This is a genomic window from Pseudomonas sp. ACN8, from assembly GCF_002303925.1.
In the GTDB taxonomy this organism is placed as follows: domain Bacteria; phylum Pseudomonadota; class Gammaproteobacteria; order Pseudomonadales; family Pseudomonadaceae; genus Aquipseudomonas.
In genome coordinates this window covers 48,257-60,633 of record NZ_MRCS01000025.1, presented here as the reverse complement: position 1 = coordinate 60,633, position 12,377 = coordinate 48,257, and the positions used below count along the sequence as shown (strand labels likewise).

General features: G+C 60.9%; 11 protein-coding genes. 5 read left to right on the top strand and 6 right to left on the bottom strand.

Features of this window, described 5'->3' with window-relative positions; genetic code table 11:
* Positions 1-61: 61 nt before the first annotated feature.
* A complete protein-coding gene (gene trxB / locus BSF44_RS15775; RefSeq protein WP_095944288.1) occupies positions 62-1,018 on the bottom strand; it encodes a thioredoxin-disulfide reductase in 957 nt (318 codons plus the stop codon).
* 315 nt (positions 1,019-1,333) lie between these two features.
* On the opposite strand from trxB, the gene cysZ reads away from it, so the two are divergent.
* Positions 1,334-2,086 carry a sulfate transporter CysZ gene (gene cysZ / locus BSF44_RS15765; RefSeq protein ID WP_095944287.1) on the top strand — a complete coding sequence of 251 codons (753 nt, stop codon included), beginning with the start codon at positions 1,334-1,336 and terminating at the stop codon, positions 2,084-2,086.
* A gap of 36 nt (positions 2,087-2,122) precedes the next feature.
* Entirely contained in the window at positions 2,123-3,322 is a 1,200-nt protein-coding gene (locus BSF44_RS15760; RefSeq protein ID WP_095944286.1) for a glycosyltransferase family 1 protein, read from the top strand.
* A gap of 122 nt (positions 3,323-3,444) precedes the next feature.
* Here the strand turns inward: BSF44_RS15760 and BSF44_RS15755 are convergent, their stop codons facing one another.
* The 3 genes from BSF44_RS15755 to BSF44_RS15745 form a co-directional block, all read right to left on the bottom strand.
* Positions 3,445-4,548, bottom strand: a complete 1,104-nt coding sequence (locus BSF44_RS15755) for an NADH:flavin oxidoreductase (RefSeq protein WP_095944285.1) — start codon at positions 4,546-4,548, stop codon at positions 3,445-3,447.
* Between the two features lie 196 nt (positions 4,549-4,744).
* Complete coding sequence (locus BSF44_RS15750) at positions 4,745-5,227, bottom strand: glutathione peroxidase (RefSeq protein ID WP_095944284.1); 483 nt, start codon at positions 5,225-5,227, stop codon at positions 4,745-4,747.
* 122 nt (positions 5,228-5,349) lie between these two features.
* Complete coding sequence (locus BSF44_RS15745; RefSeq protein ID WP_007901600.1) at positions 5,350-5,835, bottom strand: peptidylprolyl isomerase; 486 nt, start codon at positions 5,833-5,835, stop codon at positions 5,350-5,352.
* On the opposite strand from BSF44_RS15745, the gene BSF44_RS15740 reads away from it, so the two are divergent.
* The 3 genes from BSF44_RS15740 to BSF44_RS15730 are packed head-to-tail and all read left to right on the top strand — an operon-like array spanning position 5,804 to position 9,196.
* On the top strand, positions 5,804-6,130 hold the full coding sequence (locus tag BSF44_RS15740; RefSeq protein WP_095944283.1) for a DUF3565 domain-containing protein: 327 nt from the start codon (positions 5,804-5,806) through the stop codon (positions 6,128-6,130). The two genes, BSF44_RS15745 and BSF44_RS15740, sit on opposite strands and share 32 nt — an antisense overlap.
* A 60-nt stretch (positions 6,131-6,190) precedes the next feature.
* On the top strand, positions 6,191-8,290 hold the full coding sequence (pta, locus tag BSF44_RS15735) for a phosphate acetyltransferase (RefSeq protein WP_095944282.1): 2,100 nt from the start codon (positions 6,191-6,193) through the stop codon (positions 8,288-8,290).
* Positions 8,291-9,196: an acyltransferase gene (locus BSF44_RS15730; protein ID WP_095944281.1), complete on the top strand. Its 906-nt coding sequence runs from the start codon at positions 8,291-8,293 to the stop codon at positions 9,194-9,196.
* 172 nt (positions 9,197-9,368) lie between these two features.
* On the opposite strand, the gene cysN is transcribed toward BSF44_RS15730, so the two are convergent.
* Positions 9,369-11,267 (bottom strand): sulfate adenylyltransferase subunit CysN, encoded by a 1,899-nt coding sequence (gene cysN / locus BSF44_RS15725; protein ID WP_095944280.1) that lies wholly within the window; start codon positions 11,265-11,267, stop codon positions 9,369-9,371.
* Between the two features lie 9 nt (positions 11,268-11,276).
* Positions 11,277-12,194, bottom strand: a complete 918-nt coding sequence (cysD, locus tag BSF44_RS15720; RefSeq protein ID WP_008046199.1) for a sulfate adenylyltransferase subunit CysD — start codon at positions 12,192-12,194, stop codon at positions 11,277-11,279.
* Positions 12,195-12,377: the final 183 nt, after the last annotated feature.

Here is a 12,377-nt window from a genome sequence, read left to right as displayed (position 1 = left end):
ATCAATCGCGGGCACAAAAAAACCGGCCGAAGCCGGTTTTCTTATTTCAACAACAGCAAAATCAAGCGTTCTGCAGATCGTCGAGGTAACGCTCGGCATCCAGTGCCGCCATGCAACCGGCGCCAGCGGAGGTGATGGCCTGACGGTACACGTGGTCAGCCACGTCACCGGCGGCGAAGATACCTTCGAGGCTGGTGGCAGTGGCGTTGCCGTCACGGCCGCCCTGCACCACCAGGTAACCGTCTTTCAGGGTCAACTGACCTTCGAACAGCGAAGTGTTCGGGGTGTGGCCGATGGCGATGAACACACCATCGACTTTCACTTCGTCGAAGCTGCCGTCGTTGTTCTTCAGGCGGGCACCGGTCACGCCCATGTTGTCGCCCAGCACTTCGTCCAGGGTCGCGTTCAGTTTCAGCTCGATCTTGCCTTCGGCCACACGGGCGTTCAGCTTGTCGATCAGGATCTTCTCGGCGCGGAAGGTTTCGCGACGGTGGATCAGGGTCACCTTGCTGGCGATGTTGGCCAGGTACAGGGCTTCTTCAACAGCGGTGTTGCCGCCGCCGACCACAGCCACAGGCTTGTTGCGGTAGAAGAAACCGTCGCAGGTCGCGCAGGCCGAAACACCTTTGCCCATGAACGCTTCTTCCGATGGCAGGCCCAGGTAACGAGCGCTGGCGCCGGTGGCGATGATCAGGGCATCGCAAGTGTAAGTCGCGCTGTCGCCGGTCAGGGTGTATGGCTTGGCAGCGAAATCCACGGCATTGATGTGATCGAACACGATCTCGGTTTCAAAGCGCTCGGCGTGCTCGCGCATCCGCTCCATCAGCGCCGGGCCGGTCAGGCCGTGGACGTCGCCCGGCCAGTTGTCGACTTCGGTGGTGGTGGTCAGTTGACCGCCGGCCTGCATGCCGGTGATCAGCAGTGGCTTGAGGTTGGCACGGGCGGCATAGACTGCGGCGCTGTAACCGGCAGGGCCGGAACCGAGAATAATCACTCGCGAATGACGGACTTCAGACATGACCTGCTCCTGTTGACCGGCCCGGAATACCTGGCGCGGAACGCCGGATTGCCGGCTGGAATAAAAAAGAACGGTTGTAAGCACTTGGGGAAGGCTTGAACCCGACCGTCCTGTAAAAAGATTGGGTACAACATATCGAGGGGGCGAAGATTAAGGAAATACGGTTTAACAATCCAGCTCATAGGTGGTCTCTATGCCATCTGGCCGACGATATCGACGTCTTTGTTACAGTGAATGTCGATACCGCCATCGCGCTTTCGCCTGTGAGGCAAAGCCGGTAAGGTCGGCGCGATTCCCCTCTGCCCGGAGCCTCTTATGCCCGCCCCTGTTCTGTCCGGCCCGCAATACCTGCGCGAAGGCCTCAAGCTGGTGCTGAGCCCCAGCTTGCGCTTGTTTGTGCTGTTGCCGCTGGCGATCAACCTGGTGCTGTTCGTCGGATTGATCTATCTGGCTGGTCATCAATTCAGCCTGTGGGTCGACACCTTGATGCCGTCCCTACCTGACTGGCTGAGTTTTCTCAGCTACATCCTCTGGCCGCTGTTCGTGGTCCTCGTCGTGTTGATGGTGTTCTTCTCCTTCACCATGCTCGCCAACGTCATTGCTGCGCCATTCAACGGCTTCCTCGCGGAGAAAGTCGAAGTGGTGGTGCGCGGCACCGATGACTTCCCGGCCTTCAGCTGGGGCGAGTTGATTGCGATGGTCCCGCGCACCCTGGCCCGGGAGATGCGCAAGCTCGGCTACTTTCTGCCCCGGGCAGTCGGGCTGTTCATCCTTTCGTTCATCCCGGTGGTGAATATCATCGCCGCGCCGCTGTGGCTGTTGTTCGGGGTGTGGATGATGGCAATCCAGTACATCGACTACCCGGCGGACAACCACAAGCTGGGCTGGAATGAAATGCTCGCCTGGCTGCGCCAGAAGCGCTGGCAGAGCATGAGCTTCGGCGGCAGCGTGTACCTGGTGCTGCTGATCCCGGTGGTCAACATCCTGATGATGCCGGCGGCCGTGGCGGGCGCTACGCTGTTCTGGGTGCGTGAACGTGGGGCGGAAAACCTGGTGGCGCAGCGCTAAGTCACAAATCAATCATCCCAGCGTCACACTGACGACATGGCCCCCGTCGACACTGGGGTCATGACGACAGCTCTGCATATCACCCTGATCACCGAAACCTTCCCACCGGAAATCAACGGCGTGGCCAATACCCTGGGTCGCTTGTGCGACGGATTGCGCGCGCGCGGGCATCAAGTGGAACTGGTGCGACCGCGTCAGGGTTGCGACCAGCAACTGGGCAGCGATGATGAATTGCTGCTGTGCCGCGGCTGGCCGCTACCGGGCTATCCCGGCCTGCAATGGGGTCAGTCGTCGATGCACAAACTGCTGCGGCGCTGGACGCGTCACCGTCCGGACGTGCTCTACATCGCCACCGAGGGTCCACTGGGCTTGTCGGCCTTGCGTGCGGCGCGGCGACTGGGGATTTCCGTGGTCAGCGGTTTTCACACCAACTTCCAGCAGTACTCCAACCAGTACGGGCTGGGTTTGCTCACGCGCCTGCTGACTCACTACCTGCGCTGGTTCCACAACCGCTCGACCATGACCCTGGTGCCCAGCGTCAGTCAGCGCCTGGAACTGGAGCGACGTCAGTTCGAGCGACTGGCGTTGCTGTCCCGTGGGGTCGACAGCGAATTGTTTCACCCGGCCAAACGCTTGAATGCCCTGCGCGAGCAATGGGGACTGGCCGAGGCAGACATCGCCGTCATTCATGTCGGACGCCTGGCCCCGGAAAAGAATCTCGGCCTGCTCAAGCGCACCTTCAATGCCCTCAAGGCGAGTTATCCCCAGCGCAAGCTGAAACTGATCGTGGTGGGCGACGGCCCGCAGCGCCAGGCACTGGAAAACGAAATGCCCGAGGCGATTTTCTGCGGCACCCAACGGGGTGAAGCCCTGGCGTGTCACTACGCCTCGGGCGACGTGTTTCTGTTTCCGAGCCTGACCGAAACCTTCGGCAATGTGGTGCTTGAAGCACTCGCCTCGGGGCTCGGTGTGGTGGCCTACGACCAGGCGGCAGCCGCCCAGCATATTCGCCATGGCTACAACGGCGTGCTGGCGATGCCGGGGGATGAAGAAGCGTTCTGCGATGCAGCGGCATGGCTGCTGGAGGAGCGGGAAGCCTTGCGCAATGTGCGTCTCAATGCGCGCCAGCATGCCAGTCGCCAAGGGTGGGCGACGATCATCGAGCAGTTCGAGGGGCAGTTGCGCGGGGCGTGTGCGGGGGAGATGGTGGTGCCGAATGCGCCGACCTTGCCCTGATTTTTTGCTGACTTAGAGGCCCTCATCGCTAGCAGGCTAGCTCCCACATTAGACCGCATTGCCTCAGGTGGAACGCGGTTAACTGTGGGAGCCAGCCTGCTGGCGATGGGGCTTGATCAGGCTTAAACCAGTGTCATCAACGCCTCACGACTGAACGGCAGAATGTCTTCCTCACGGCCGTCGCGCACTTTCTGTGCCCAGTCCGGGTCCACCAGCAGCGCGCGACCAACGGCCACCAGGTCGAACTCGTCGTTGTTCAGGCGCTCCAGCAGCTTTTCCAGGCTGGCCGGCTGCGCGACCTTATCGGTGTTGACCATGAACTGCAGGAACTCGCCGTCCAGGCCGACGCTGCCCACGGTGATGGTTGGCTTGCCGGTGAGTTGGCGGGTCCAGCCGGCCAGGTTCAGCTCGGAACCGTCGAACTCCGGTTCCCAGAAGCGGCGGGTCGAGCAGTGGAAAATATCCACGCCCGCGTCAGCCAACGGCTTGAGGAACTCGCCCAAGGCTTCCGGGGTTTGCACCAGACGTGCGGTGTAGTCCTGCTGCTTCCACTGGGAGAAGCGGAAGATGATCGGGAAACCTTCACCGACCGCCGCACGCACGGCCTGAATCAATTCAATGGCAAAACGCGAACGGTTGGCCAGGCTGCCGCCGTAATCGTCCGTACGCTGGTTGCTGCCTTCCCAGAAGAACTGGTCCACCAGATAACCGTGGGCACCGTGGATTTCCACGCCGTCCATGCCGATGCTCTGGGCATCCCTGGCGGCCTGGGCGAACGCGGCGATCACGTCCTGGATGTCTTGTCTGGTCATGCCGTGCACCACAACCTGACCTTCCTTCAGTTTTTCCGACGGGCCATAACCCGGCACGCTGGCGTCCGGCTCGGTGCCGATACGGCGCACACTGCCCACGTGCCACAGCTGCGGAACGATCTTGCCGCCTTCGGCGTGAACGGCGTCGACAACTTTCTTCCAGCCGGCCAGGGCCGCTTCACCGTAGAAATGCGGAACGTTCGGATAACCGTTGGACGCCTTGTGACCGACGGTGGTGCCTTCGGTGATGATCAGGCCGACGCCCGCAGCGGCGCGACGACGGTAGTACTCGATCACTTTGGAGTTAGGCACGCCGCCTGGGGAAAAGGAGCGGGTCATCGGCGCCATGACGACGCGGGTCGGCAGTTCGAGGGTGCCGAGGTGGAACGGTTTGAACAGGGCTTTGACGGGCATGGGACGCTCCACGGGAAGTAACTTTATGACGGTGATAATATGGAGTGTCCAACACATTGAACAGCATTATTGATTTTGGTGATGTAGGAGTGAGCTTGCTCGCGATGGTGGTCAACGATAACGCTGGCGGTCTGATGCCCCGCGGTGTTCCTACAACCATCGCGAGCAGGCTCGCTCCTACAGGGAGGGGGAGATATCAGCTCAACGCTTTTTCAATCGCGTGAATAATGCTCGGATCATCCGGTGCCGTACGTGGCGAGAACCGAGCCAGTACACGGCCGTCCTTGCCCAGCAGGAACTTCTCGAAGTTCCAGGTGATGTCGCCGGGAAACTCCGCGCCCTCGCCCGCCAGCAAGCGGTACAACTGATGACGATCATGCCCGTTGACTTCCAGCTTGCTGGACAACGGAAAGGTCACGCCATAGTTGAGGCTGCAAAAATCCTTGATCTCCCGCTCGGTCCCCGGTTCCTGCCCGGCAAACTGGTTGCACGGCAAGCCAAGGACGCTGAAGCCCTTGGCCTTGAATTGCTGGTAGAGGTTTTCCAGCGCCGCGTACTGCGGGGTCAGACCGCATTTGGAAGCGACGTTGACCACCAGTACGACTTGGCCCTTGAAAGGCGCCAAAGGTAGCTCCTGTCCATCCAGGGCTGTCAATTTAAGGTCGTGAAAAGCACTCATGGCGTACTCCAGATTCCCGTGTTCTTCTCGAAACAGCCACTTGGCGGTGTCGTCAGGGACGACCGCAGACTAAAAAGGCGCCCACAGGGCGCCTCTCCAGTTATCTGAGCTTAGCGCAGAAATCAGTGGTGATGGCCACCTTCGCCATGGACGTGGCCATGAGCGATTTCTTCCTGGCTGGCGTCACGGATGTCGATGATCTTGACCTGGAAATTCAGGCGCTGACCGGCCAACGGGTGGTTGCCGTCAACGGTGACGTCGTCGCCGTCCAGATCACGGATGGTCACGATCTGCATCTGGCCGTCCGGAGCGGAAGCGTGGAACTGCATGCCCACTTCCAGCTCGTCGACGCCTTCGAACATGCTGCGGCTCAGGGTGCTGACCAGTTCGGCAGCGTATTCGCCGTAAGCGTCTTCCGGCTCAACGGCTACGGTCAGCTCGTCGCCGACAGCCTTGCCTTCCAGAGCCTTTTCCAGGCCCGGGATGATGTTGCCTGCGCCTTGCAGGTAGACCAGCGGCGCGCCGCCGGCGGAGCTGTCGATGACCTCACCAGCGTCGTTGGTCAGGGTATAGTCGATGGAGACAGCCTTATTGGCGGCGATCAGCATGGGGCGAGACCTTTTGCATAAGAATATAGAAAGGCCAAGTTTAGCGAAGCAATCGTCCGAAAGCGAACACAACCCGGACAAACGGGTTTCGACGATCACAGGCTTCCATCAGGACGAGGACGGCCACTGGGTGGCCGAGCTTTCCTGCGGCCACACCCAACACCTGCGGCACCAGCCGCCATGGCAATCGCGCGCCTGGGTCATGGATCCTGCGCAGCGCCAGGAAAAAACAGGCCAAGCCTTTGATTGTGGTTGGTGCGCACAAGGCTCGGTTAGCGATAACCTTGGCGACTGAATTTCGGTAGACGACCAGTTATAGGTCATCGCCTTTGCAGTGCACCTTTAGAGAATCCGCATGCAAACTTTTTTTATCGCGCCCACCGATTTTGGTGTGGGTCTGACCTCCATCAGCCTCGGGCTGGTGCGCACCCTTGAGCGCGCCGGGCTCAAGGTCGGTTTCTTCAAGCCGATTGCCCAGCCGCATCCAGGCGACACGGGCCCGGAACGTTCCACCGAACTGGTGGCCCGTACCCACGGCTTGAAACCGCCACAGCCCCTGGGCCTGGCCCATGTCGAGCGCATGCTCGGCGACGGTCAGCTCGATGAACTGCTCGAAGAAATCATCGCCCTTTATCAGCAGGCGGCCATCGGCAAGGACGTGCTGATCGTCGAAGGCATGGTGCCGACCCGCAGCGCCAGTTACGCCGCGCGGGTCAACCTGCACCTGGCCAAGAGCCTCGACGCCGAAGTGATCCTGGTCTCGGCACCGGAAAACGAAGTGCTGACCGAACTGTCCGGCCGCGTCGAGTTGCAGGCGCAATTGTTCGGTGGTCCGAAAGACCCGAAAGTCCTCGGCGTGATCCTCAACAAGGTCAAGACCGAAGAAAGCATGGAGGCCTTCGCCTCGCGCCTGAAGGAACATTCGCCGTTGCTGCGCAGTGGTGATTTCCGCTTGCTCGGCTGCATTCCGTTCCAGCCGGAACTGAACGCCCCGCGCACCCGCGACGTCGCCGACCTGATGGGCGCGCAAGTGCTCAACGCCGGTGATTACGAAACCCGGCGCATGACCAAGATCATCATTTGCGCCCGCACCATGCGCAACACCGTGGAGTTGCTCAAGCCCGGCGTGCTGGTGGTGACCCCCGGCGACCGCGACGACATCATCCTCGCCGTCAGCCTCGCGGCCTTGAACGGCGTGCCGCTCGCCGGCCTGCTGCTGACCAGCGACACCCTGCCCGACCCGCGCATCATGGACCTGTGTCGCGGCGCCCTGCAGGCCGGGTTGCCGGTGCTGTCGGTGAGTACCGGTTCCTATGACACCGCCAACCTGCTCAATGGCCTGAACAAGGAGATCCCCATCGACGACCGCGAGCGCGCCGAAATCATCACCGATTTCATCGCCGGCCATCTCGATGCCAACTGGCTGCACCAGCGCTGCGGTACGCCACGGGAGATGCGCCTGTCGCCAGCGGTTTTCCGCTATCAATTGATCCAGCGCGCCCAGGCGGCCAACAAGCGCATCGTGCTGCCCGAAGGCAGCGAGCCGCTGACCGTGCAGGCCGCCGCGATCTGCCAGGCCCGTGGCATCGCTCGCTGTGTGTTGCTGGCCAAGCCCGAGGACGTGCAGGCCGTCGCCCGCGCCCAAGGCATCGAGTTGCCGCCGGGACTGGAAATCATCGATCCGGACTCGATCCGCGAGCGCTATGTCGAGCCCATGGTCGCGCTGCGCAAAAGCAAAAGCCTCAACGCGCCGATGGCCGAGCAACAACTGGAAGACACCGTGGTGATCGGCACCATGATGCTGGCCCTGGATGAAGTCGACGGCCTCGTGTCGGGCGTAATCAACACCACCGCCAACACCATCCGCCCGGCCCTGCAACTGATCAAAACCGCGCCGGGCTGCACCCTGGTGTCGTCGGTGTTCTTCATGCTGTTCCCGGAAGAGGTACTGGTGTACGGCGACTGCGTGATGAACCCGCACCCGAGCGCCAGCGAACTGGCCGAGATCGCCCTGCAAAGCGCTGACTCGGCCGCCGCATTCGGCATCACGCCACGGGTGGCGATGATCAGCTACTCCAGCGGCGAGTCGGACAGCGGCGAAGAGGTCGAGAAGGTCCGCGAGGCGACCCTGCTCGCCCACGAACAACAGCACTCACTGCTGATCGACGGCCCCTTGCAGTACGACACCGCCGCCAACGAAAGCGTGGCCCGGCAACTGGCGCCGAACAGTCAGGTGGCCGGTCGTGCCACGGTGTACGTGTTCCCCGACCTCAACACCGGCAACACCACGCACAAGGCCGTACAACGTAGCGCCGACTGCGTGAGCCTTGGGCCGATGCTGCAAGGCCTGCGCAAACCGGTGAACGATTTGCCGCGCGGCGCGCAGGTCGATGACATCGTCTACACCATCGCATTGACCGCGATTCAAGCTGCCAACCGACCTATGGATGTGTAAATGCTGGACTTCCTACCTGCTCCGCTACGGGGCGTGATCGCCTCGCTGCTGTTGGCACTGAACACGATTCTGCTCTGCTCGTTCCTGTTCTGCGTGGCGCTCGTCAAGGTATTGCCGTTCGCCCTCACCCAGCGCCTCGCGGGCTGGCTGATGAGCCATACCCACGAAGCCTGGATCAGCCTCAACAAAGGCTGGATGAACCTGGTGCGCCGCACACGCTGGCACATCAGCGGCTTGCAAGGCCTGGACTATCAGCACTCGTACCTGATCACCAGCAACCACCAAAGCTGGGTCGACATCCTGGTGCTGCAATACGTGCTCAACCGGCGCATTCAACCGTTGAAGTTCTTTCTCAAGCAGGAGCTGATCTGGGTGCCGGTTATCGGTCTGGCGTGGTGGGCGCTGGGCTTTCCGTTCATGAAACGCTACTCCAAGGCCTATCTGGAGAAGCACCCGGAGAAGAAAGGCAAGGACCTGGAAACCACCCGCAAGACCTGTGCGAAATTCCGCGACAACCCGGTGGGCATTTTCAATTTCGTCGAAGGCACGCGCTTCACCGAGGGCAAGCACAAGCAACAGCAGTCGCCCTTCAAGTACCTGCTCAAGGCCAAGGCTGGCGGCATTGCCTTTGTGCTGGATGCGATGGGCGAGCAGCTTGAATCCCTGGTCAACGTGACCATCCACTACCCCGCCGGGCGTCCGGGTTTCTGGGATTTGCTGTGCGGGAATGTGGCGGACGTGGTGGTGCACTTTGAAGAGCTGAAAATTCCGCCGCAGTTCATTGGCAAGAACTATGACCAGGACGGCGAATACCGCTTGCAGTTTCAGGGCTGGATCAATCAGTTGTGGCAGGACAAGGATGCGTTGCTTGCGCAGATGCATCGCGAGTATCCAGGCAAACACTAATCCCCTGTAGGAGCGAGCCTGCTCGCGATAGCGGTCGTACATTCAGAATTTATGTCGACTGATCCACCGCTATCGCGAGCAGGCTCACTCCCACAGTTGACCGAGTCGATCTGAAATAAAAAAACCCGCCGGTGATTACTCATCGGCGGGTTTTTCATTTTCCGGCTAAGGCTTAGATCGCACCACGCTCACGCAGCAGACCCAGCACTTGCTTCACGCCTTCTTCCAGCGAAACGGACTGGGTGTCGATCACCAGATCGGCATCCAGCGGCACGTCGTACGGGAAGGAGTCGCCCGGGATGTTATCCCCGGCCGCCGCGTACAAACCTTGCGGATCGCGCTCGGCGCAGACCGTCGGCGAAGCCTGGACGTAGACCGTCAGCAGACGTTCCTTGCCGATCAGTTCCCGTGCCTGTTCACGCCCTTCGGCACTCGGGGCAACGAACGCCGCGAGGGTCAACAGACCGGCTTCGTTGAACTGACGCGCAACGTGGGCGGCACGACGCCAGTTCTCGGTACGCCCGGCGCGATCCTGTGGCAGACCTTTGTTCAGGTCGTGACGCAGGTTCTGGCCATCGAGTACGAACACCGCACGCCCCAGGTCGAACAGCTTGCGTTCAACGGCATACGCCAGGGTGCTTTTGCCCGCGCCCGACAAGCCGCTGAACAACACGGTGGCCGGTTGCTGGCCGAAGCGCTGTGCGCGTTCTTCGGTGGCGACGTGGGCCAGTTTGCCGTGGTGCGTGCTGGTGCCATGGGCCAAAGGCTGGGCGACGATCATGCCCGCGCCAACGGTGCCGTTGGTCAAGCGGTCGATGATGATGAACGCGCCGGTGGTGCGGTTGCTGTCGTAACCGTCGAGGGCAATCGGCGCATCGAGCGCGATCTTGACCTTGCCGATTTCGTTCAGCTGCAACGCGCTGGCCGGACCTTCTTCCAGGGTGTTCACGTCGACCTTGTTGACGATGCTGGCGATGGAGCCTGGCACGTAACTGGTGGCGCGCTTGATGTCGTATTTCTTGCCCGGCAGCATCGGCTCTTCAGCCATCCACACCAGCATGGCTTCGAAGCTGTCGGTCACCGGCGGCACGTTGTCGGCGTGAACCAACAGGTCGCCACGGGAGATATCGATTTCGTCTTCCATGGTCAGCGTGACAGCCTGACCTGGACCTGCATGCTCCAGCTCACCTTCGAAGGTGACGATGGACTTCACGCGGCTGCTCTTGCCCGACGGCAGCACCACGACTTCGTCGCCTTTCTTGACGATGCCGCTGGCCAGCGTACCGGCGAAGCCACGGAAGTTCAGGTTCGGACGGTTGACGTACTGCACCGGGAAACGCAGGTCGGTGAAGTTGCGATCGCCCGCCACTTCCACGGTCTCGAGAATTTCCATCAGCGACTGGCCGGTGTACCACGGCGAGCGCTCGGACTTGTTCACCACGTTGTCGCCCTTCAAAGCCGACATCGGCACGAAGTGCATCGTGGTGGGCTTCATCTTCAAACCTTCGGCGAACTGCAGGTAATCGGCCTTGATCGACTCGAACACACCCTGGTCGAAGTCCTTGAGGTCCATCTTGTTGATGGCCACGACTATGTGCTTGATGCCCAGCAACGAGGCAATGAAGCTGTGGCGACGGGTCTGGGTCTGCACGCCGTAACGGGCGTCGACCAGGATGATCGCCAGGTCACAGGTGGAGGCACCAGTGGCCATGTTGCGGGTGTACTGCTCATGGCCCGGGGTGTCGGCGATGATGAATTTGCGCTTGGCGGTGGAGAAATAGCGGTACGCGACATCGATGGTGATGCCTTGTTCGCGCTCGGCCTGCAGGCCGTCGACCAGCAGCGCCAGGTCGATGTCTTCACCGGTGGTGCCGACTTTTTTCGAGTCGCGGGTAATGGCTTCCAGGTGATCTTCGTAGATCATCTTGGAGTCGTGCAGCAGGCGCCCGATCAGGGTGCTCTTGCCGTCGTCGACGTTACCGCAGGTCAGAAAGCGCAGCAGCTCTTTACGTTCGTGCTGGCCCAGGTAGGCGAGGATGTCCTCGCTGATCAAATCAGATACGTGCGACATGACAACCCCTTAGAAATAACCCTGACGTTTTTTGTCTTCCATGGAGCCGGCGCCATCGTGGTCGATGACACGGCCCTGGCGCTCGGAAGTTCGCGTCAGGAGCATTTCCTGAATGATGTCCGTGAGGCTTTCGGCCTCGGACTCCACCGCGCCCGTCAACGGGTAGCAACCAAGGGTACGGAAACGCACTTTCTTTTTGACGATGCGCGCTTTGTCTTCATCGCTCAGGTGCTCGAGGATGCGCTCGTCGTCGATCATGATCAGCGTGCCGTTCTTCTCGATGACTTCACGCTCGGCGGCGAAGTACAACGGAACGATCGGGATGCCTTCAAGGTAGATGTACTGCCAGATGTCCAGCTCGGTCCAGTTCGACAGCGGGAAGACGCGGATCGACTCGCCCTTGTTGACCTTGCCGTTGTAGACGTTCCACAGCTCGGGACGCTGGTTTTTCGGATCCCAGCGGTGCTTGCTGTCGCGGAACGAGTACACGCGCTCTTTGGCGCGGGATTTCTCTTCATCGCGACGGGCGCCGCCGAATGCTGCGTCGAAACCATACTTGTCGAGTGCCTGCTTCAGGCCCTCGGTCTTCATGATATCGGTGTGCTTGGCGCTGCCGTGGGTGAACGGGTTGATGTCCTGCGCCACGCCGTCCGGGTTGACGTGGGTGATCAGGTCAAGGCCCAGCTCGGCGACCATCTTGTCGCGGAAGCTGTACATCTCCTTGAATTTCCAGCGAGTGTCGACGTGCATCACCGGAAACGGCAGCTTGCCCGGGAAGAACGCCTTGCGTGCCAGATGCAGCATCACGGCGGAGTCTTTACCGATGGAGTACAGCATCACCGGGTTATCGAACTCGGCGGCCACCTCGCGGATGATGTGGATGCTTTCCGCCTCCAGCTGTTTCAGATGCGTCAGTTTGTCGACCATGGCTACTCACGAAAACTTTCTTATGAACGGCCAGCGGGCCGTGTTCGAGCGGGGATGCTAGCACAGCGACCACTTCTAATCAGGACGCCAACTAGATCGAAAGAGCATATGAATATGCCCCGGCGTTTGGGCCAAACGCACCCCCTGTAGGAGCGAGCCTGCTCGCGATGGTCGTCAACGATA

What these genes read in the sequence shown, in the direction of transcription:
- BSF44_RS15760 (WP_095944286.1), top strand. Translation starts at nt 2,123, where the DNA reads ATGGCCCCCGTCGACACTGGGGTCATGACGACAGCTCTGCATATCACC.
- cysN (WP_095944280.1), bottom strand. Translation starts at nt 11,267, where the DNA reads ATGTCGCACGTATCTGATTTGATCAGCGAGGACATCCTCGCCTACCTG.
- BSF44_RS15750 (WP_095944284.1), bottom strand. Translation starts at nt 5,227, where the DNA reads ATGAGTGCTTTTCACGACCTTAAATTGACAGCCCTGGATGGACAGGAG.
- BSF44_RS15740 (WP_095944283.1), top strand. Translation starts at nt 5,804, where the DNA reads ATGGAGACAGCCTTATTGGCGGCGATCAGCATGGGGCGAGACCTTTTG.
- BSF44_RS15730 (WP_095944281.1), top strand. Translation starts at nt 8,291, where the DNA reads ATGCTGGACTTCCTACCTGCTCCGCTACGGGGCGTGATCGCCTCGCTG.
- trxB (WP_095944288.1), bottom strand. Translation starts at nt 1,018, where the DNA reads ATGTCTGAAGTCCGTCATTCGCGAGTGATTATTCTCGGTTCCGGCCCT.
- pta (WP_095944282.1), top strand. Translation starts at nt 6,191, where the DNA reads ATGCAAACTTTTTTTATCGCGCCCACCGATTTTGGTGTGGGTCTGACC.
- BSF44_RS15755 (WP_095944285.1), bottom strand. Translation starts at nt 4,548, where the DNA reads ATGCCCGTCAAAGCCCTGTTCAAACCGTTCCACCTCGGCACCCTCGAA.
- cysZ (WP_095944287.1), top strand. Translation starts at nt 1,334, where the DNA reads ATGCCCGCCCCTGTTCTGTCCGGCCCGCAATACCTGCGCGAAGGCCTC.
- cysD (WP_008046199.1), bottom strand. Translation starts at nt 12,194, where the DNA reads ATGGTCGACAAACTGACGCATCTGAAACAGCTGGAGGCGGAAAGCATC.
- BSF44_RS15745 (WP_007901600.1), bottom strand. Translation starts at nt 5,835, where the DNA reads ATGCTGATCGCCGCCAATAAGGCTGTCTCCATCGACTATACCCTGACC.